The sequence below is a fragment of the Klebsiella sp. I138 genome (assembly GCF_051131765.1).
Taxonomy (GTDB): Bacteria; Pseudomonadota; Gammaproteobacteria; order Enterobacterales; family Enterobacteriaceae; genus Klebsiella.
The window spans coordinates 4,075,881-4,096,678 of sequence record NZ_CP180447.1; the positions used below are offsets into that span (position 1 = coordinate 4,075,881).

Annotated in this window: 13 protein-coding genes, 1 tRNA gene and 3 rRNA genes; 7 read left to right on the forward strand and 10 right to left on the reverse strand. The window is 52.2% G+C overall.

Annotated elements, in window-relative coordinates:
- The first annotated feature begins 235 nt into the window (after nucleotides 1–235).
- The 3 genes from glnA to glnG all read left to right on the forward strand — a co-directional run bounded on the left by glnA (nucleotide 236) and on the right by glnG (nucleotide 4,300).
- The gene (gene glnA, locus ACMYSK_RS19045; RefSeq protein WP_041143387.1) at nucleotides 236–1,645 is read left to right on the forward strand and encodes a glutamate--ammonia ligase; all 1,410 of its coding nucleotides are present in this window, start codon (nucleotides 236–238) and stop codon (nucleotides 1,643–1,645) included.
- Nucleotides 1,646–1,832: 187 nt separating this feature from the next.
- Entirely contained in the window at nucleotides 1,833–2,882 is a 1,050-nt protein-coding gene (gene glnL, locus ACMYSK_RS19050) for a nitrogen regulation protein NR(II) (protein ID WP_434637780.1), read from the forward strand.
- Nucleotides 2,883–2,890: 8 nt separating this feature from the next.
- Nucleotides 2,891–4,300 (forward strand): nitrogen regulation protein NR(I), encoded by a 1,410-nt coding sequence (gene glnG / locus ACMYSK_RS19055; RefSeq protein ID WP_434644208.1) that lies wholly within the window; start codon nucleotides 2,891–2,893, stop codon nucleotides 4,298–4,300.
- 43 nt (nucleotides 4,301–4,343) lie between these two features.
- Here glnG and hemN read toward each other — a convergent pair whose 3' ends face one another.
- Together hemN and yihI are read right to left on the reverse strand one after the other, a co-directional pair.
- The gene (hemN, locus tag ACMYSK_RS19060) at nucleotides 4,344–5,717 is read right to left on the reverse strand and encodes an oxygen-independent coproporphyrinogen III oxidase (RefSeq protein WP_434637782.1); all 1,374 of its coding nucleotides are present in this window, start codon (nucleotides 5,715–5,717) and stop codon (nucleotides 4,344–4,346) included.
- Nucleotides 5,718–5,905: 188 nt separating this feature from the next.
- On the reverse strand, nucleotides 5,906–6,412 hold the full coding sequence (gene yihI, locus ACMYSK_RS19065) for a Der GTPase-activating protein YihI (RefSeq protein WP_434637784.1): 507 nt from the start codon (nucleotides 6,410–6,412) through the stop codon (nucleotides 5,906–5,908).
- A gap of 586 nt (nucleotides 6,413–6,998) precedes the next feature.
- On the opposite strand from yihI, the gene yihA reads away from it, so the two are divergent.
- Nucleotides 6,999–7,634 carry a ribosome biogenesis GTP-binding protein YihA/YsxC gene (gene yihA / locus ACMYSK_RS19070; protein ID WP_434637786.1) on the forward strand — a complete coding sequence of 212 codons (636 nt, stop codon included), beginning with the start codon at nucleotides 6,999–7,001 and terminating at the stop codon, nucleotides 7,632–7,634.
- Nucleotides 7,635–7,982: 348 nt separating this feature from the next.
- Here yihA and polA read toward each other — a convergent pair whose 3' ends face one another.
- Entirely contained in the window at nucleotides 7,983–10,772 is a 2,790-nt protein-coding gene (polA, locus tag ACMYSK_RS19075) for a DNA polymerase I (RefSeq protein ID WP_434637787.1), read from the reverse strand.
- 396 nt (nucleotides 10,773–11,168) lie between these two features.
- Between polA and ACMYSK_RS19080 the strand changes: the two genes are divergently transcribed.
- Nucleotides 11,169–12,077, forward strand: coding sequence for an acyltransferase (locus ACMYSK_RS19080; protein WP_434637789.1), 909 nt, complete (start codon nucleotides 11,169–11,171; stop codon nucleotides 12,075–12,077).
- 40 nt (nucleotides 12,078–12,117) lie between these two features.
- Here the strand turns inward: ACMYSK_RS19080 and dsbA are convergent, their stop codons facing one another.
- The 3 genes from dsbA to ACMYSK_RS19095 all read right to left on the reverse strand — a co-directional run bounded on the left by dsbA (nucleotide 12,118) and on the right by ACMYSK_RS19095 (nucleotide 14,100).
- Nucleotides 12,118–12,741, reverse strand: coding sequence for a thiol:disulfide interchange protein DsbA (dsbA, locus tag ACMYSK_RS19085; RefSeq protein ID WP_434637791.1), 624 nt, complete (start codon nucleotides 12,739–12,741; stop codon nucleotides 12,118–12,120).
- A 27-nt stretch (nucleotides 12,742–12,768) separates the two neighbouring features.
- Nucleotides 12,769–13,755, reverse strand: a complete 987-nt coding sequence (locus tag ACMYSK_RS19090; protein ID WP_434637793.1) for a serine/threonine protein kinase — start codon at nucleotides 13,753–13,755, stop codon at nucleotides 12,769–12,771.
- A 75-nt stretch (nucleotides 13,756–13,830) separates the two neighbouring features.
- Nucleotides 13,831–14,100: a YihD family protein gene (locus tag ACMYSK_RS19095; RefSeq protein ID WP_132731766.1), complete on the reverse strand. Its 270-nt coding sequence runs from the start codon at nucleotides 14,098–14,100 to the stop codon at nucleotides 13,831–13,833.
- Nucleotides 14,101–14,165: 65 nt separating this feature from the next.
- On the opposite strand from ACMYSK_RS19095, the gene mobA reads away from it, so the two are divergent.
- Together mobA and mobB are read left to right on the forward strand one after the other, a co-directional pair.
- The gene (mobA, locus tag ACMYSK_RS19100; protein ID WP_434637795.1) at nucleotides 14,166–14,747 is read left to right on the forward strand and encodes a molybdenum cofactor guanylyltransferase MobA; all 582 of its coding nucleotides are present in this window, start codon (nucleotides 14,166–14,168) and stop codon (nucleotides 14,745–14,747) included.
- A gap of 2 nt (nucleotides 14,748–14,749) precedes the next feature.
- Nucleotides 14,750–15,256 carry a molybdopterin-guanine dinucleotide biosynthesis protein MobB gene (gene mobB, locus ACMYSK_RS19105; RefSeq protein WP_434637797.1) on the forward strand — a complete coding sequence of 169 codons (507 nt, stop codon included), beginning with the start codon at nucleotides 14,750–14,752 and terminating at the stop codon, nucleotides 15,254–15,256.
- A 120-nt stretch (nucleotides 15,257–15,376) separates the two neighbouring features.
- Here mobB and rrf read toward each other — a convergent pair.
- The 4 genes from rrf to ACMYSK_RS19125 form a co-directional block, all read right to left on the reverse strand.
- Nucleotides 15,377–15,492 (reverse strand): 5S ribosomal RNA (rrf, locus tag ACMYSK_RS19110).
- A gap of 97 nt (nucleotides 15,493–15,589) precedes the next feature.
- Nucleotides 15,590–18,495: ribosomal RNA gene (locus ACMYSK_RS19115) — 23S ribosomal RNA — on the reverse strand.
- A 218-nt stretch (nucleotides 18,496–18,713) separates the two neighbouring features.
- A tRNA-Glu gene (locus ACMYSK_RS19120) sits at nucleotides 18,714–18,789 on the reverse strand.
- Nucleotides 18,790–18,874: 85 nt separating this feature from the next.
- Nucleotides 18,875–20,418 (reverse strand): 16S ribosomal RNA (locus ACMYSK_RS19125).
- Together the 16S, 23S and 5S rRNA genes with 1 tRNA gene alongside form the textbook arrangement of a ribosomal RNA operon.
- Nucleotides 20,419–20,798: the final 380 nt, after the last annotated feature.

Here is a 20,798-nt window from a genome sequence, read left to right on the forward strand (position 1 = left end):
AGGTAAATTGCACCAAATAAGTGCACGACGTTCACATAAATGCACTATATTGGTGCAATGCATTCATGATGGTGCAGCCCTTTTGCACGATGGAGTGCATGATAACGCCTTTTGGGGGCAATTTAAAAGTTGGCACAGATTTCGCTTTATATTTTTTAAGGCAACAACGCCACATTAAGCAGTTAAAAAGTTTTCGTTACCACGACGACAATGACCAATCCGGGAGAGTTTAAGTATGTCCGCTGAACACGTTTTGACGATGCTGAACGAGCATGAAGTGAAGTTTGTCGACCTGCGCTTCACCGATACCAAAGGTAAAGAACAGCACGTCACAATTCCTTCTCATCAGGTAAATGCCGAATTCTTCGAAGAAGGCAAAATGTTTGATGGCTCCTCGATTGGTGGCTGGAAAGGTATTAACGAATCTGACATGGTTCTGATGCCGGATGCGACCACCGCGCTGATCGACCCGTTCTTTGAAGAACCAACGCTGATCATCCGCTGCGATATCCTGGAACCAGGCACGCTGCAGGGCTACGACCGTGACCCGCGCTCCATCGCCAAACGCGCTGAAGAGTATCTGCGCTCTACCGGTCTGGCAGACACCGTACTGTTCGGGCCAGAGCCAGAGTTCTTCCTGTTTGACGATATCCGTTTTGGCGCGTCTATCTCTGGTTCCCACGTTGCTATCGATGATATCGAAGGCGCATGGAACTCTTCCACCAAATATGAAGGTGGTAACAAAGGTCACCGTCCGGGCGTGAAAGGCGGTTACTTCCCGGTTCCGCCGGTCGATTCCTCTCAGGACATCCGTTCTACCATGTGTATGATCATGGAAGAAATGGGCCTGGTTGTTGAAGCTCACCACCACGAAGTGGCCACCGCAGGTCAGAACGAAATCGCTACCCGCTTCAACACCATGACCAAAAAAGCGGACGAAATTCAGATCTACAAATATGTCGTGCATAACGTCGCTCACCGCTTCGGCAAAACGGCGACCTTCATGCCAAAACCTATGTTTGGTGATAACGGTTCCGGCATGCACTGCCACATGTCTCTGTCCAAGAACGGTGTCAACCTGTTCTCTGGCGACAAGTATGCAGGCCTGTCTGAACAAGCGCTGTTCTACATCGGCGGCGTCATCAAGCACGCTAAAGCGATCAACGCCCTGGCGAACCCGACGACCAACTCCTACAAGCGTCTGGTCCCGGGTTACGAAGCACCGGTTATGCTGGCCTACTCTGCCCGTAACCGTTCAGCTTCCATCCGTATCCCGGTGGTCACCTCTCCGAAAGCACGCCGTATCGAAGTGCGCTTCCCGGACCCGGCGGCTAACCCGTACCTGTGCTTCGCAGCACTGCTGATGGCTGGCCTTGACGGTATCAAGAACAAAATCCATCCGGGCGAAGCGATGGACAAAAACCTGTACGATCTGCCGCCGGAAGAAGCGAAAGAGATCCCACAGGTTGCAGGCTCTCTGGAAGAAGCACTGAACGCGCTGGACGCTGACCGTGAGTTCCTGACGGCTGGCGGCGTATTCACCAACGACGCTATCGATGCCTACATCGCCCTGCGTATTGAAGAAAACGACCGCGTACGCATGACTCCGCACCCGGTTGAGTTCGAGCTGTACTACAGCGTCTGATTTTGCTGTAAATCCTCGGTATTCCGTGTTGTGGCGTGGGATACCAGGGATATTTTGTTGCCGTGGAAACTTTCAGCCCATCTCAGGATGGGCTTTTTTCTCCACCAACATGCTGATCTCATGCGCTTTTTATTCATAAAAAGCTATAATGCACTAAAATGGTGCACTCTTTTCAGGAGACTGTCAGATGGCAACAGGCACTCAGCCCGATGCTGGGCAGATCCTTAACTCTTTAATCAACAGTATCTTACTGGTCGATGACGACCTGGCGGTGCATTACGCGAACCCGGCGGCACAGCAGCTGCTGGCACAAAGTTCACGTAAGCTCTTCGGCACGCCACTCCCGGAACTGTTGAGCTACTTTTCACTGAATATCGGCCTGATGCAGGAAAGCCTGCTGGCGGGCCAGGGCTTTACCGACAACGAAGTGACGCTGGTTATCGATGGCCGCTCGCATATCCTGTCTCTGACCGCTCAGCGCCTGCCTGATGGCTATATCCTGCTGGAGATGGCCCCAATGGATAACCAGCGGCGCCTGAGCCAGGAGCAGCTACAGCACGCCCAGCAAATCGCTGCGCGGGATCTGGTACGAGGGCTGGCCCATGAGATTAAAAATCCGTTAGGCGGCCTCAGAGGCGCCGCACAGCTGCTGAGTAAAGCGCTGCCAGACCCGGCACTCATGGAATATACCAACGTCATCATCGAACAGGCCGATCGCTTAAGAAATCTGGTTGACCGTCTGCTGGGGCCACAGCACCCAGGGATGCACGTCACCGAAAGCATCCATAAGGTCGCCGAGCGAGTGGTCAAGCTGGTCTCGATGGAACTGCCGGATAACGTCAAACTTGTCCGCGATTACGACCCGAGCCTGCCGGAGCTTCCGCATGACCCCGACCAAATCGAGCAGGTTCTGCTGAATATCGTGCGTAATGCGCTTCAGGCGCTGGGGCCGGAAGGTGGCGAGATTATTCTGCGCACCCGTACGGCCTTTCAGCTGACGCTACACGGCGTGCGCTACCGCCTCACCGCGCGGATTGACGTCGAGGACAACGGTCCGGGAATTCCATCTCACTTACAGGACACGCTGTTTTATCCCATGGTTAGCGGTCGCGAAGGCGGTACCGGTCTGGGGCTTTCCATTGCCCGCAGTCTTATCGATCAGCACTCCGGCAAAATTGAATTTACCAGTTGGCCAGGGCATACCGAATTCTCGGTATACCTGCCTATTCGGAAGTAGAGGTGTTTATGCAACGAGGGATAGCCTGGATCGTTGATGACGATAGCTCCATCCGTTGGGTGCTTGAACGCGCGCTCACCGGGGCAGGCTTAAGTTGTACAACGTTTGAAAGCGGCAACGAGGTGCTTGATGCACTCACCACCAAAACCCCGGATGTACTGTTATCGGATATCCGGATGCCGGGAATGGATGGGTTGGCGCTACTGAAACAAATTAAACAGCGTCATCCAATGCTCCCGGTCATCATAATGACCGCGCATTCAGACCTGGACGCGGCGGTCAGCGCCTATCAGCAAGGTGCCTTTGATTATCTGCCTAAGCCGTTTGATATTGATGAAGCCGTCGCCCTGGTAGACCGTGCGATCAGCCATTATCAGGAGCAGCAGCAGCCGCGCAATATCACGATAACCAGCCCGACGGCCGATATTATCGGTGAAGCCCCGGCGATGCAGGACGTCTTCCGTATCATCGGGCGCCTGTCGCGCTCTTCAATCAGCGTATTGATCAACGGCGAATCCGGTACCGGTAAAGAGCTGGTTGCTCATGCTTTGCACCGCCATAGCCCGCGGGCGAAAGCGCCGTTTATTGCACTGAATATGGCGGCTATCCCAAAGGACCTGATCGAATCCGAACTCTTCGGCCACGAAAAAGGGGCATTTACCGGCGCCAATACCGTGCGTCAGGGGCGCTTTGAGCAGGCCGACGGCGGGACTTTATTCCTCGATGAAATCGGCGATATGCCTCTTGATGTGCAGACGCGTCTGCTGCGCGTTCTGGCCGATGGCCAGTTCTATCGCGTGGGCGGCTATGCGCCGGTGAAGGTAGACGTGCGTATTATTGCCGCAACCCACCAGAATCTTGAACAGCGCGTGCAGGAGGGGAAATTCCGCGATGACCTGTTCCACCGCCTGAACGTGATTCGCGTCCATCTCCCACCGCTGCGCGAGCGCCGTGAGGATATTCCCCGCCTGGCACGGCATTTCCTGCAAATTGCCGCCCGCGAGCTGGGGGTCGAAGCCAAGCAGCTCCATCCGGAGACGGAAACCGCGCTAACTCGTTTAGCCTGGCCCGGTAACGTCCGTCAGTTGGAAAACACCTGTCGCTGGCTGACGGTGATGGCAGCAGGTCAGGAAGTTCTGACGCAGGATCTTCCCAGTGAACTGTTTGAAACCACCATTCCGGATAGCCCTACCCATATGCAGCCGGACAGCTGGGCGACGTTGCTGGGGCAGTGGGCCGATCGCGCCCTGCGTTCCGGTCATCAAAACCTGCTTTCTGAAGCGCAACCGGAAATGGAGCGGACGCTGCTCACTACTGCGCTGCGTCATACGCAAGGACACAAGCAGGAAGCCGCACGTCTGCTGGGATGGGGGCGCAATACGCTCACGCGCAAGCTGAAAGAGTTAGGCATGGAGTAATGCTTCTCTGTTCCGGCAGGCATATCGCCCGCCGGGACAGTGCTTAAATTACCCGGGAGAACTGCTGCATTCGCGCTTTCTGGCGCAGATAGGCATCAAAGCACATGCAGATATTGCGAATCAGCAGCCGGCCTTTCGGCGTCACCTGAATGCCCTTTTCATCCACATCCACCAGCCCGTCTTTTGCCAACGGCGCCAGCAGCGCCAGGTCGTCCGCAAAATAGCGCTGGAAATCCAGCTCCCACCGCGTTTCTACCGCCGAAAAATCGAGACTGAACTGGCAAATCAGCGCCTTAATGACATCGCGACGAACACAGTCATCGCGGGTCAACGCGATGCCACGCCAGAGCGCATTGCCGGTTTCATCAACCTGCTGATAATAGTGTTTCAGTTCTTTCTGGTTCTGCGCATAGCAGTCGCCAATCATGCTGATCGCCGAAACGCCCATCCCCAGCAGGTCGGTGTCACCCTGAGTCGTGTAGCCCTGGAAGTTACGATGCAGGACGCCTTCGCGCTGAGCAATGGCCAGCTCATCATCCGGACGGGCAAAGTGATCCATTCCAATAAACTGGTAGCCGGCGCCGGTGAGTGAAGCAATAGTCTCCTGCAGAATATCCAGTTTCTGTTCCGCCGAAGGCAGGTCGGCATCTTTGATTTTACGCTGGGCGGCAAAGAGCGTCGGCAGATGCGCATAGTTAAATACGCTCAGTCGATCGGGATTAAGCTCGGCCACTTTTTGCAGCGTAAACGCGAAACTCTCCGGCGTTTGTTTCGGCAGACCATAAATCAGATCGATATTCGTCGAGGTAAAACCAATCTCACGCGCATGGTTAAGTAAGGCAAAAATAAACGCTTCGTCCTGCTCGCGATTAACCAGCCGCTGAACCTCTTTATTGAAGTCCTGCACGCCCATGCTCAGGCGATTGAAGCCTTCAGCTCGCAGATGATCCAGGACATCCAGTTCGATTTCACGCGGATCGACTTCAATCGAGATCTCCGCCTCAGCGTTAAAATTGAAATGGCCGCGCAGCAGATGCATCAGACGGCTGATTTGCGCTTTGTTCAGATAGGTAGGGGTACCGCCGCCCCAGTGCAGCTGGTTCACCTGACGCCCGGCAAAAAGCGGCGCGCGATGAATAATTTCCTGCTCCAGGACATCCAGATACTGGTCGGCCTTATGCTGCTGGCGGGTCACAATTTTGTTGCAGCCACAGAAATAGCAGAGCTTGTGGCAAAACGGAATATGCACATACAGCGATAGCGGGCGCTGCGGGTAGCGAGCCACCGCCTCGTCAAATTCAGCCGCACCGAACTCAGGAGAAAACTCCAGTGCGGTGGGGTACGAGGTATAACGTGGCCCGGAATAGTTATATTTCTGGATCAGGGCCAGATCCCAGTCGATTAACTGCACAGACATGCTCACTCCTTCCGATGGTGCCGCCGGCGGGTACGCCGCCCCGGCCCAACCGTACCTCGGGTAATGAGCCGGTTGCGCAGCCATTTCTGACGCCGCGACAACCGTCGTAGTTTAGCGAATAACCACAGCAGATAACATATAACCAGAAGGGTTATAAGCAGGACCGGGAATCCGATTGAATGCAAACGTTAGTTTCCACCCTTCAGCAGACGCATCATATCTTCCTGACGCTCTTCTTCTTCTTCGTCTTCATCGTCATCGTAGGACAGACCAAGCTGTTGCATCAGCTCATCAATACGATCGAGTTTGGCATCGACCCAGGACTGCTCTTCAGCATTCAGGGAACCACCCTCTTCCAGACGTTCCAGCAGCGCGTCCAGGCGCTCATCGTTTTCCAGCAAATCCAGCTCAGCCTGTGGTGAAAGCATAGGTTTCTCGCTCTTCGGTTTGTGCTGCTTAGTAGCCGGGGTGCTTTCAGTCACGCCCAGCGGAATCGGTTTTTTACTCCCAATACGCGGATCTTGCTGTTGGCCCTGTTTTTTGCCGGATGATGCGGCATCAGCGCCGGTTGCGCGACTTCCCGCCGCGTGGCCACGATGTTTCTTCTGGCGTTTGCGATCGCGGGATTCCTGGTTCATTTCTTCACGTGTCTTGCGCTGCGTTTTGCCACGGGTTACGGATGTCGGTTTTTTCATATAGGTAATCTTCAGATTCGTTTTCTTCAGTATAGAATTGAGGCGGAATCTAGCAGAAAGCAAGCAAAGAAAAAAGGCGACAGATTACTCTGTCGCCTTTTTCCTCACTGACAACCCTTAACGGGTTTCCACTTTCCCTGTTAGCTAACGACGCACCCTGTCTTTCCTTTAGCTAATAACAGTCCCTGTTATATCCCTTTCCTTTTTAAAACGTCTCCAGACGTTTGTCATCCTGACATCAATCCCTGGTCTTCGCCTCCTGGCGCTCCTGACCACTCATCCTGAGTCTTCGTCCTGTCGGCTTCCTTACCTTTGCTCATTACTTTACCGTGTTAAGTAAATCCTACAACCAACCACAAAGTAAAAATGGGTATGTAAGATTTTTATTTTTAATTAAGATAATGATTTTTAATGTTTTTATACTAAAAACACTCGACATTTCTCATCGATCTCCCCTGAATTGAATGGGCAATGTCTCACAAAGCACAAGGTTTTTACTTACAACAGACAGGTGCGGTAAAAACAGCCTTTTTCTGCTGTTCAGGTATAATCCCCGCCATAGCCTTATTTAACGGAGACGACAGTCTTGACCAACTGGAACTATCAACAGACGCATTTTGTCACCAGCGCACCCGATATCCGCCATCTTCCATCCGATACGGGTATCGAAGTTGCTTTTGCTGGTCGCTCAAATGCGGGGAAATCCAGCGCCCTGAATACGCTTACCAACCAGAAAAGCCTGGCGCGTACTTCTAAGACCCCTGGACGCACCCAGCTTATTAACCTGTTCGAAGTCGCCGAAGGCAAACGCCTGGTCGACCTGCCGGGCTACGGCTACGCTCAGGTCCCCGAGGAGATGAAGATAAAGTGGCAGCGTGCACTGGGTGAATACCTGGAGAAACGTCTGTGCCTGAAAGGCCTGGTGGTGTTGATGGATATCCGTCATCCCCTGAAAGACCTTGATCAGCAAATGATTCAATGGGCCGTAGAAAGCGATATCCAGGTTCTGGTGCTGCTCACTAAAGCCGATAAGCTGGCCAGCGGCGCACGTAAAGCGCAGGTGAATATGGTGCGTGAGGCGGTTCTCGCCTTCAACGGTGATGTGCAGGTTGAGCCCTTCTCTTCGCTGAAGAAATCAGGCGTGGACAAGCTGCGACAAAAACTCGACAGCTGGTTTAATGAGATCCCTCCTCAGGAAGAGATCGAAGAAGACGCAGAATAACCACCGCAGCATCCCCGGATAACGGCGCCTGACGCCTTATCCGGGCATCATCATCAGCCCGCCGTAGCCCGCAAAAGTTTTCTTTCGCGCAATAAAAAACGCCCCGGTCATAAATGACCGGGGCGGCTAAAATATTCAGCCAAATCCGATTACGTGAAGTAAAAGGTCTGAAAGATAGAACATCTTACCTCTGTACCCTACGAGATTAACTCTACTCTTCTTTCGATTAGGGAGAAAGCACTTTTTGTAGTTTTTTTTCACTCTTTACATAGCAAATTCAAATGATCATCACAAAACGCTATAAGTTATGTTGCTTACTTACAGAAAATCGCCTTATCAACTGAATAGTTAGTGCGCTTGATCCCAGTTTTCCCCGCTTCCCACTTCCACCAGCAGCGGTACCGCCAGAGTCGTACTGTTTTCCATCAGCTCATGCACCTTCTTCGCCACCGCATCGAGGTCGTCTTTGTGCACTTCAAAGACTAATTCATCGTGCACCTGCATGATCATTCGCACGCGAGGTTTCTCGGTCAGCAGCCATTCATCGACGGCGATCATCGCACGTTTGATAATGTCTGCCGCCGTACCCTGCATCGGGGCATTGATCGCCGCACGTTCGGCACCGGCACGACGGGCGCCGTTGCTGGATTTGATGTCCGGAAGATAGAGGCGGCGGCCATCCAGCGTTTCAACATAGCCCTGCTCTTTCGCCTGTGCGCGGGTGCGTTCCATATAATCCAGTACGCCCGGATAGCGCTCAAAATAGAGGTCCATGTATTTCTGCGCTTCTTTGCGCGGAATATTAAGCTGTCGGGCGAGGCCGAATGCGCTCATACCGTAAATCAAACCAAAGTTAATCGCCTTGGCACTTCGGCGCTGTTCGTTACTGACGCTCTCCAGCGGCAGGCCAAAGACTTCTGCCGCCGTCGCGCGGTGGATATCTTTGCCTTCAGCAAACGCGTTCAGCAGGCCTTTATCACGCGACAGGTGCGCCATGATACGCAACTCAATTTGCGAGTAGTCGGCAGAGACGATGAGATACTCCGGCGGCGCAATAAACGCCTGGCGAATACGACGCCCTTCCTCGTTACGCACCGGAATATTCTGCAGGTTAGGATCGGTGGACGAGAGACGCCCCGTCGCCGTTACCGCCTGGTGGTAAGAGGTATGTACGCGACCGGTTTTAGGGTTAATCATCAGCGGCAGCTTGTCGGTGTAGGTCGATTTCAGCTTCGCCAGCCCGCGATATTCAAGAATGACCTTCGGCAACGGATAATCCAGCGCCAGCTCTTCGAGCACTTCTTCGGAAGTTGATGGCGCGCCGCCCGGCGTTTTCTTCAGTGGCTTAATCCCCTGTTTTTCAAACAGGATCGTTTGTAGCTGCTTGGGAGAAGAGAGATTAAACTCTTCGCCCGCAATCTCGTAGGCTTTCTGTTCCAGCTCGATCAGGCGTTTGGCTATCTCCTGCGAATGGGCATGCAGCACGGCCGGATCGATTTTGACACCGTTGCGCTCCACGCGAGACAGCACCGGCACCAGCGGCATCTCAATATGTTTAAAGATGTTCAGTGGTCCTTCAAACTGCTGCAGCTTTGGCCACATCTTCTGGTGCAGCTGCAGAGTTACATCAGCATCTTCCGCCGCATAGCGGCCCGCCTCTTCCAGCGCTATCTGGTTGAAGGTGAGCTGATTTTTACCTTTACCGGCGATCTCTTCGAAGGTGATGGTTTTATGCTTCAGCCAGCGGTCAGCAAGACTATCCATATCATGGCGACCCGCCACGCTGTCCAGAATGTAGGACTCCAGCATGGTGTCGAAAGCGATGCCGCGAAGCTCAATGCCATAGTTCGCCAGAATCCCGCGGTCATATTTCAGGTTTTGCCCGACCTTCAGCAGATTTTCATCTTCCAGCAGGGGCTTAAGCAGTTCCAGCACGCGTTCACGAGAAACCTGATCCGGTGCATCGAGATAATCATGTGCAACCGGAACATAGGCCGCCAGGCCAGGCTCAATAGCAAACGACAGGCCGACCAGGTTGGCTGAGATGTTATCGAGGCTGTCCGTTTCCGTATCAAACGCAAACAGCGGCGCTTTTTTCAACTTCGCAATCCATTTGATCAACGTCTGTTCATCAAGAATAGTGACGTAGTTTTCCGCAGACAGCGTTGCCGTTACCTCGGTCTCTTCCTCCACAGCTGCCGCCGCTGATTCTGCCGGTTTTGCCGTTGGCTTCACGCCTTTTAACTGCATCCACTTCCCGGATTCCACATCGGTGATCCAGCGCTTAAATTCATATTTTTTAAACAGTACCAGTAGCTCATCCGCAGCCGGTGGCAGCACGTGCAGCTCTTCACAACTCAGATCCAGCTCAACATCGGTTTTAATGGTAGCCAGCTGATACGAGAGGTAAGCGACTTCTTTATTCTGCTCCAGCTTCGCCGCCATCGTTTTGGCACCGCGGAAACTCAAGCCAGCAATTTTTTCGGGCTCGGCATATAGCGTATCCAACCCTCCCAGCCCCTGCAGCAGCGCCTGAGCCGTTTTCTCACCCACACCGGGTACGCCTGGAATGTTATCTGAGGAGTCGCCCATCAGCGCAAGGAAGTCGATAATCAGCTCCGGCGGAACGCCATACTTTGTGACCACTTCATCCGGGCCAAGGATCGTATTGGTCATGGTATTAATCAGGGTAATACCCGGCGTGACCAGCTGCGCCATATCTTTATCACCGGTACTGATTAGCACCGGACGGCCCGCTTTTTCCGCTTCACGCGCCAGAGTTCCAATAACATCGTCCGCTTCAACGCCAGGCACAGCCATTAGTGGCAGCCCCATCGCCTTCACCATGGTATGCAAAGGTTCGATCTGCGCCCGCAGATCGTCCGGCATCGGCGGGCGGTGGGATTTGTAATGCTCAAACAGTTCGTCACGGAAGGTTTTCCCTTTGGCATCAAAGACCACAACGGCATGAGTCGGTTGATACTGAAGGATCAGGCTTCGCAGCATATTCAGCACGCCGTACATTGCCCCGGTCGGCTCACCGGCGCTGTTGGTCAGCGGCGGGAAAGCGTGATACGCCCGGTAAAGGTAGGAGGAGCCGTCAACGAGGATGAGAGGGTTTTCTGGGATCTGAACCATAATTTCCGTGCCTGTTTATCAGATTATGGGTAAAGGATGCCACAGACAGGCCTGAAAACCTGAATTTTTCCCGCATTTCACCAAAAAGATTCGTTGATCCGGTCGATCGTGCGGCAATGATATCTGTGGATAACTTTGTGCATAGTTTTATAAGGATAGCTGTCACGCATGAAATAAAATATCAGAAAACATAATTAAAGTTTATTTATCAGCAAGTTAATTATTGATCCTTGTTTTTAATACCCTTCTAATGACTCAATGTTCCATGTGGATATAAGATCCGCCACTTTTTCTGTTCTGGTAAGACCCGTCATTTGCTGCGTTTTCTGGTAAAATCAGCCTCTTGCACGGTTTAACTGCCCTCTTTATCAGCCTAACTTTCTGAATAAACTAACTATGTCGAGATTACTCGCTGCGATAATACTTCCGCTGAGTATCGCCCTTACCATCCTGGTGACGATTATCTGTTCCGTACCGATAATTCTCGCCGGGCTGATTAAACTTCTTGTCCCCATTCCTGCGGTGTGGCGTGTGATTTCCCGTTTCTGTAATTTCATGATGTATTGCTGGTGTGAAGGGTTGGCGCTGCTGCTGTACCTTAACCCTGGACTGAAGTGGGACGTGCAAGGGCTCGAGGGGCTGAGCAAGAAAAACTGGTATCTGCTCATCAGCAATCATCATAGCTGGGCAGATATCGTGGTGCTCTGCGTGCTGTTCCGCAAGCATATCCCCATGAATAAGTATTTCCTCAAACAACAGCTGGCGTGGGTGCCTTTTATCGGGCTTGCCTGCTGGGCGCTGGATATGCCCTATATGCGTCGTTACTCGAGGGGCTATTTAATTCGCCATCCGGAGCGTCGTGGTAAAGACGTTGAAACCACTCGCCGCTCCTGCGAGAAATTTCGCTCGCACCCAACAACCATCGTCAATTTTGTTGAAGGCTCACGTTTTACCGAAGAAAAGCAGAGCCAGACCCGTTCGCCATTCCGCAATTTATTGCCACCGAAGGCTGCGGGTATCGCGATGGCTCTGAATGTTCTTGGTTCGCAGTTCGATAAGCTACTGAACGTGACGCTTTGCTATCCGGAAAACAACCAACGGCCATTTTATGACATGCTGAGCGGTCGGCTGACGCGTATTGTTGTCCGCGTTAACCTGGTTCCCGTGGCGGAAGACCTGCACGGTGATTACGTCAATGACAAAAACTTTAAGCGTCGTTTCCAGCGGTGGTTAAATGAGCTGTGGGAAGAGAAGGATCGTCAGCTGACGGAAATCATGCGACAGGAAGAGCGTGAAGAGAGTTAAACCAGAAAGCAAAAACGCCGGTCACTGACCGGCGTTTCTTTTACTTCTTCTCAACCAACTGCTTAACGGTATCCGCATACTGGGCGACAAATGCGTCCATATTGCTGGTATCCATCCCTTGCGGGTTCAGCTGATATTTACCATTGACGTACATCGCCGGTACACCCTGCAGCTGCAGGTCAGCGGCGGCTTTTTCCTGCTGAGCAACCAGTGATTTCACCACGAAGCTGTTCCATGCCGCATCGTAGTCTTCACCTTTCACCCCGGCATCAACGAAGACTTTGCGAATGTCGGCAACGGTCTGTACGGTCTGAGTTTTCTGCACCGCTTCAAACATCGGCACAGTAATCTTATCTTCCACGCCCAGCGCCATCGCTACTGCCCACGCCTGGGTTAAGTCTTTACCCAAAGGCCCCAGGAATTCAACGTGGTATTTGGTCATTTTCACGCCTTCCGGCAGTTTTTTCTTCACGTTATCAGAAACGTGCAGCACTTCTTCAAACTGATAGCAGTGCGGGCAGTAGAACGAGAAGAATTCAAGGACCTGAGGCTCACCGGCTACGGGCTTATCAAGGGTGATGTACTGCTTACCGTCGGTGATCTGGGCAGCAGAAGCGCTGAAAGCCAGAATCATACCAGCCAGCGCCAGCCAAATTTTTTTCATTTTTACGTCTCTCCTGGAAATATCAGATTAATACATTGGCGTTAACTGAAGAGGGGGTTCTTGCAGAACCTTCACCTGCTCAAGAAAAGTTGCTGTCTGCCCGCGCCAGTAATCTTCCCCGGTAAGCCATGGGAAATTAATGGGGAAAGCAGGATCCTCCCAGCGCCTGAGCAACCATGCCAGATAATAGACTAACCGCATGGCGCGTAAAGGTTCGATGAGGGCAATTTCGTCCGAATTGAACGGACTGAATTCTTCATAAGCTTCAACGATCATCTCCAGCTGCATTCGCTGCTCGGCTTTGTCACCGTTCAGCAGCATCCAGAGATCCTGAATTGCCGGACCGTTGCGGGCATCATCTAAATCGACAAAAAGTGGGCCATCGCGCCAGAGGATATTACCGGCGTGACAATCGCCGTGCAGGCGCAGAATATCCGCATTCCCGTGCCATTGCGCTATAACGGCGGCAATCAGCTTATCTGCTGCACGAAGGAAATCCTTCTTCAGGCCTGAGGGTATCAGCGTTGAGTGTTCAAAAACATCACGCGGCGCGAGCAAATACTCATTCACGCCAATCTCTGGGCGTGCGACAAAACGCTCTTTGCGCCCGGTCTGGTGCAAACGCCCCAGATAGCGACCGACGGACTCCATTTGATCGAGGTTATCAGATTCAAACTGGCGCCCACCTAAGCTTGGGAACACGGCAAAATAGAAGCCCTGATGCTGGTGAAGCGTGTTGTCATTAAACAATAATGGCGCGGCAACAGGAACATCATCCTGTTTAAGCTGGAGGGTAAACTGGTGTTCTTCGAGGATCTGCTCGGCAGACCAACGTTCAGGACGATAGAACTTCACCACGTAACGGCGGCGGTCTTCGTCCTGAAACTGGTAAACGCGGTTTTCATAGCTATTAAGCGGGGTGAGCCCGGAGTCCACCCGCATCCCCAGATCGAATAGCCCATCGATGATGGTATCCGGGTTTAGCGTCTGAAAATTAAAAGCCTTATCGTGCATCCTGACATCCGATAATCTTAGGAATAGTTCAGGATATCATCTCATAACTCGTTCCGCGGCAGCACTTACAACCTTTTACTCTTTAATCACGCCGCGCGCGCGCAGTAAGGCCGTTTTAAAATCTTCTTCGTAATCCTTCTGAATCCCGGGAATAACGGCTTCTTTAGCCGAATCACGCATTTTCAGATGATATATCAGGATATCGTCGGAAAGATCGGTCAGTTCACCGTCATAACCCGCCTCTTTTGCCAGTTTCTGCAAGAATTGCATCAGATTCAGCTCCGGCTCTTTCTGCCAGGCTGGCTGGAGGAGTTCAATTACTTCATTCAGACGTTTACATTTCATGGTCATGCTCCTTACTCTTGATAGGGACAAGTTAACAGGGTCAATCCCACAATGAAAGAGGCGATATGGATACGCAGGGCGAAGTCATAACCGGCGTTGTATTGGCAGGCGGAAGGGCCACGCGGATGGGGGGAGCGGATAAAGGATTACAGCTGCTCAATGGTAAGCCATTGTGGCAACATGTTGCTGAAGCGCTGTCTCCTCAGGTGACGAGCCTGGCTATCAGTGCCAATCGTAATCTTGAACGCTGGTACGCAAGCGGGTATCCGGTCTATACCGACAGTCTATCCGATTTCCCGGGCCCATTGGCTGGCATGCTATCCGTGATGCAGCAGATGGATAGCGAATGGTATCTCTTTTGTCCGTGTGATACGCCGTTTATTCCCACATTCCTGGTTGAGCGCTTTATACAGCAAAAAAAAACCGCCCCGGTGGTCTGGGTATACGACGGGGAACGCGATCATCCGGCGATTACCCTGATGCATAGACGTTTAATACCCGATCTGGCGGCTTATCTTGCTGCAGGCGAACGACGAGTGATGGTTTTTATGCGCAATAGCGGCGGACATCACGTCGATTTTAGCGATGTCAGGTCGGCATTTATTAACGTTAATACCCTTGATGACTTGCAGAACATACAGGAGTAACCATGATCCCCGTTCTCGCTATTTCCGCCTGGAGCGGTACCGGTAAAACAACGCTACTGAAAAAACTGATCCCTGCATTATGTGCAGCTGGTCTGCGTCCCGGTTTGATCAAACATACTCATCATAATATGGACGTCGATAAACCAGGTAAAGACAGCTATGAGTTGCGTAAAGCCGGAGCCGCTCAGACAATTGTCGCCAGTGCCCAACGCTGGGCGCTAATGACGGAAACGCCGGATGAAGAAGAACTGGATTTGGCCTGGCTGGTTAGCAGAATGGATGCATCAAAGCTGGATTTAGTCCTGGTTGAAGGGTTTAAGCATGAACCAGTCGCCAAGATCCTACTTTTTCGGCAAAACGGCGGGCATTGTGTAGACGATCTTGTTCTGGACGATCACACCATTGCGGTAGCCAGTGATACGTTGATTGAAACTTCACTTCCACAATTAGATTTAAACAACATTCCACAGATCGCGGCGTTTATCCAACGGTGGCTGGCAGAAGCTTAATGACTGCTTTTCGGTGATATTTCCCGGAGGCGGCGCGCGGCGCCTTGTCCGGGCTACCCGGCAGTACCGGAAAAAACGCAAAAAGCCCATCCGTCAGGATGGGCTTCTTACTTGTTTGATGCCTGGCAGTTCCCTACTCTCACATGGGGAGACCCCACACTACCATCGGCGCTACGGCGTTTCACTTCTGAGTTCGGCATGGGGTCAGGTGGGACCACCGCGCTATTGCCGCCAGGCAAATTCTGTTTCCACCCCGCATCTCTGCGCAGTGAATAATCTGTCATCAGGCTGAAAATCAATTTCGTCTCTTCGCCAAAACAGCTTCGGCGTTGTAAGGTTAAGCCTCACGGTTCATTAGTATCGGTTAGCTCAACGTATCGCTACGCTTACACACCCGACCTATCAACGTCGTAGTCTTCAACGTTCCTTCAGGACTCTCAAGGAGTCAGGGAGAACTCATCTCGGGGCAAGTTTCGTGCTTAGATGCTTTCAGCACTTATCTTTTCCGCATTTAGCTACCGGGCAATGCCATTGGCATGACAACCCGAACACCAGTGATGCGTCCACTCCGGTCCTCTCGTACTAGGAGCAGCCCCCTCAATTCTCCAGCGCCCACGGCAGATAGGGACCGAACTGTCTCACGACGTTCTAAACCCAGCTCGCGTACCACTTTAAATGGCGAACAGCCATACCCTTGGGACCTACTTCAGCCCCAGGATGTGATGAGCCGACATCGAGGTGCCAAACACCGCCGTCGATATGAACTCTTGGGCGGTATCAGCCTGTTATCCCCGGAGTACCTTTTATCCGTTGAGCGATGGCCCTTCCATTCAGAACCACCGGATCACTATGACCTGCTTTCGCACCTGCTCGCGCCGTCACGCTCGCAGTCAAGCTAGCTTATGCCATTGCACTAACCTCCTGATGTCCGACCAGGATTAGCTAACCTTCGTGCTCCTCCGTTACTCTTTAGGAGGAGACCGCCCCAGTCAAACTACCCACCAGACACTGTCCGCAACCCGGATCACGGGTCTACGTTAGAACATCAAACATTAAAGGGTGGTATTTCAAGGTTGGCTCCATGCAGACTGGCGTCCACACTTCAAAGCCTCCCACCTATCCTACACATCAAGGCTCAATGTTCAGTGTCAAGCTATAGTAAAGGTTCACGGGGTCTTTCCGTCTTGCCGCGGGTACACTGCATCTTCACAGCGAGTTCAATTTCACTGAGTCTCGGGTGGAGACAGCCTGGCCATCATTACGCCATTCGTGCAGGTCGGAACTTACCCGACAAGGAATTTCGCTACCTTAGGACCGTTATAGTTACGACCGCCGTTTACCGGGGCTTCGATCAAGAGCTTCTCCTTACGGATAACCCCATCAATTAACCTTCCGGCACCGGGCAGGCGTCACACCGTATACGTCCACTTTCGTGTTTGCACAGTGCTGTGTTTTTAATAAACAGTTGCAGCCAGCTGGTATCTTCGACTGATTTCAGCTCCGTGAGCAAGTCACTTCACCTACCATCAGCGTGCCTTCTCCCGAAGTTACGGCACCATTTTGCCTAGTTCCTTCACCCGAGTTCTCTCAAGCGCCTTGGTATTCTCTACCTGACCACCTGTGTCGGTTTGGGGTACGATTTGATGTTACCTGATGCTTAGAGGCTTTTCCTGGAAGCAGGGCATTTGTTACTTCAGCACCGTAGTGCCTCGTCATCACACCTCAGCGTTTAATAAAGGTCCGGATTTACCTAAACCTTCCGCCTACATGCTTAAACCGGGACAACCGTCGCCCGGCTAACATAGCCTTCTCCGTCCCCCCTTCGCAGTAACACCGAGTACAGGAATATTAACCTGTTTCCCATCGACTACGCCTTTCGGCCTCGCCTTAGGGGTCGACTCACCCTGCCCCGATTAACGTTGGACAGGAACCCTTGGTCTTCCGGCGAGCGGGCTTTTCACCCGCTTTATCGTTACTTATGTCAGCATTCGCACTTCTGATACCTCCAGCAACCCTCACAGGCCACCTTCAACGGCTTACAGAACGCTCCCCTACCCAACAACACATAGTGTCGCTGCCGCAGCTTCGGTGCATGGTTTAGCCCCGTTACATCTTCCGCGCAGGCCGACTCGACCAGTGAGCTATTACGCTTTCTTTAAATGATGGCTGCTTCTAAGCCAACATCCTGGCTGTCTGTGCCTTCCCACATCGTTTCCCACTTAACCATGACTTTGGGACCTTAGCTGGCGGTCTGGGTTGTTTCCCTCTTCACGACGGACGTTAGCACCCGCCGTGTGTCTCCCGTGATAACATTCTTCGGTATTCGTAGTTTGCATCGGGTTGGTAAGTCGGGATGACCCCCTAGCCGAAACAGTGCTCTACCCCCGAAGATGAGTTCACGAGGCGCTACCTAAATAGCTTTCGGGGAGAACCAGCTATCTCCCGGTTTGATTGGCCTTTCACCCCCAGCCACAAGTCATCCGCTAATTTTTCAACATTAGTCGGTTCGGTCCTCCAGTTAGTGTTACCCAACCTTCAACCTGCCCATGGCTAGATCACCGGGTTTCGGGTCTATACCCTGCAACTTAACGCCCAGTTAAGACTCGGTTTCCCTGCGGCTCCCCTATACGGTTAACCTTGCTACAGAATATAAGTCGCTGACCCATTATACAAAAGGTACGCAGTCACCCCATAAAAGAGGCTCCCACTGCTTGTACGTACACGGTTTCAGGTTCTTTTTCACTCCCCTCGCCGGGGTTCTTTTCGCCTTTCCCTCACGGTACTGGTTCACTATCGGTCAGTCAGGAGTATTTAGCCTTGGAGGATGGTCCCCCATATTCAGACAGGATACCACGTGTCCCGCCCTACTCTTCGAACTCACAGAATGTGCATTTTAGTGTACGGGAGTATCACCCTGTACCCTGCGACTTTCCAGACGCTTCCACTAACACACAAACTGATTCAGGTTCTGGGCTGCTCCCCGTTCGCTCGCCGCTACTGGGGGAATCTCGGTTGATTTCTTTTCCTCGGGGTACTTAGATGTTTCAGTTCCCCCGGTTCGCTTCGTTAAGCTATGTATTCACTTAACGATAGTGTGTCGAAACACACTGGGTTTCCCCATTCGGAAATCGCCGGTTATAACGGTTCATATCACCTTACCGACGCTTATCGCAGATTAGCACGTCCTTCATCGCCTCTGACTGCCAGGGCATCCACCGTGTACGCTTAGTCGCTTAACCTCACAACCCGAAACTGTTTCGTAAAACAGTTCGCATTGCGAAAATTTGAGAGACTCGAACACACCATTTTTCCTTTCTTATTACGGAGAAAGGAAACAGTGTGTCGTTTCAATTTTCAGCTTGATCCAGATTTTTAAAGAGCAAATATCTCAAACATGATTCCGGAGAATCAGTTTTGAGATACTGAGGTCGGCGACTTTCACTCACAAACCAGCAAGTGGCGTCCCCTAGGGGATTCGAACCCCTGTTACCGCCGTGAAAGGGCGGTGTCCTGGGCCTCTAGACGAAGGGGACACTGAAGTCTCAATCGCAAGACGCCTTGCTATTTACTTTTCATCAGACAATCTGTGTGGACACTACAAAGGCAGGTTCTTTCAGGTAAGGAGGTGATCCAACCGCAGGTTCCCCTACGGTTACCTTGTTACGACTTCACCCCAGTCATGAATCACAAAGTGGTAAGCGCCCTCCCGAAGGTTAAGCTACCTACTTCTTTTGCAACCCACTCCCATGGTGTGACGGGCGGTGTGTACAAGGCCCGGGAACGTATTCACCGTGGCATTCTGATCCACGATTACTAGCGATTCCGACTTCACGGAGTCGAGTTGCAGACTCCGATCCGGACTACGACATACTTTATGAGGTCCGCTTGCTCTCGCGAGGTCGCTTCTCTTTGTATATGCCATTGTAGCACGTGTGTAGCCCTACTCGTAAGGGCCATGATGACTTGACGTCATCCCCACCTTCCTCCAGTTTATCACTGGCAGTCTCCTTTGAGTTCCCAGTACCGAACCGCTGGCAACAAAGGATAAGGGTTGCGCTCGTTGCGGGACTTAACCCAACATTTCACAACACGAGCTGACGACAGCCATGCAGCACCTGTCTCACGGTTCCCGAAGGCACTAAAGCATCTCTGCTAAATTCCGTGGATGTCAAGAGTAGGTAAGGTTCTTCGCGTTGCATCGAATTAAACCACATGCTCCACCGCTTGTGCGGGCCCCCGTCAATTCATTTGAGTTTTAACCTTGCGGCCGTACTCCCCAGGCGGTCGACTTAACGCGTTAGCTCCGGAAGCCACTCCTCAAGGGAACAACCTCCAAGTCGACATCGTTTACAGCGTGGACTACCAGGGTATCTAATCCTGTTTGCTCCCCACGCTTTCGCACCTGAGCGTCAGTCTTTGTCCAGGGGGCCGCCTTCGCCACCGGTATTCCTCCAGATCTCTACGCATTTCACCGCTACACCTGGAATTCTACCCCCCTCTACAAGACTCAAGCTTGCCAGTTTCAAATGCAGTTCCCAGGTTGAGCCCGGGGATTTCACATCTGACTTAACAAACCGCCTGCGTGCGCTTTACGCCCAGTAATTCCGATTAACGCTTGCACCCTCCGTATTACCGCGGCTGCTGGCACGGAGTTAGCCGGTGCTTCTTCTGCGAGTAACGTCAATCACTAAGGTTATTAACCTTAATGCCTTCCTCCTCGCTGAAAGTACTTTACAACCCGAAGGCCTTCTTCATACACGCGGCATGGCTGCATCAGGCTTGCGCCCATTGTGCAATATTCCCCACTGCTGCCTCCCGTAGGAGTCTGGACCGTGTCTCAGTTCCAGTGTGGCTGGTCATCCTCTCAGACCAGCTAGGGATCGTCGCCTAGGTGAGCCATTACCCCACCTACTAGCTAATCCCATCTGGGCACATCTGATGGCATGAGGCCCGAAGGTCCCCCACTTTGGTCTTTCGACGTTATGCGGTATTAGCTACCGTTTCCAGTAGTTATCCCCCTCCATCAGGCAGTTTCCCAGACATTACTCACCCGTCCGCCGCTCGTCACCCAGAGAGCAAGCTCTCCTGTGCTACCGCTCGACTTGCATGTGTTAGGCCTGCCGCCAGCGTTCAATCTGAGCCATGATCAAACTCTTCAATTTAAGTTTGATGCTCGTGAATTAAACTTCGTAATGAATTACGTGTTCACTCAGAGACTTGGTATTCATTTTTCGTCCGAGGACGTTAAGAATCCATGTCACTTTGAGTGCCCACACAGATTGTCTGATAAATTGTTAAAGAGCAGTGCGACGGCGCTGAGCGCTCTGTCGCGAGGTCCCGTATAATACGTTTTCCTCATTCAGAGTCAAGCATTTATTTTTGCTTTTCTCTGTTGGTGTTCATCGCTGAACCCCGCTAACCCGGCGGCCTGTAAGCCGTTGTTCCGTGTCAGTGGAGGCGCATTATAGGGAGTTCTGAGACGTTGACAAGCCCTGTTTTAAAAAAACTTTTCAACCGTCTCTTTTTTCACCAAAGCAGCGTG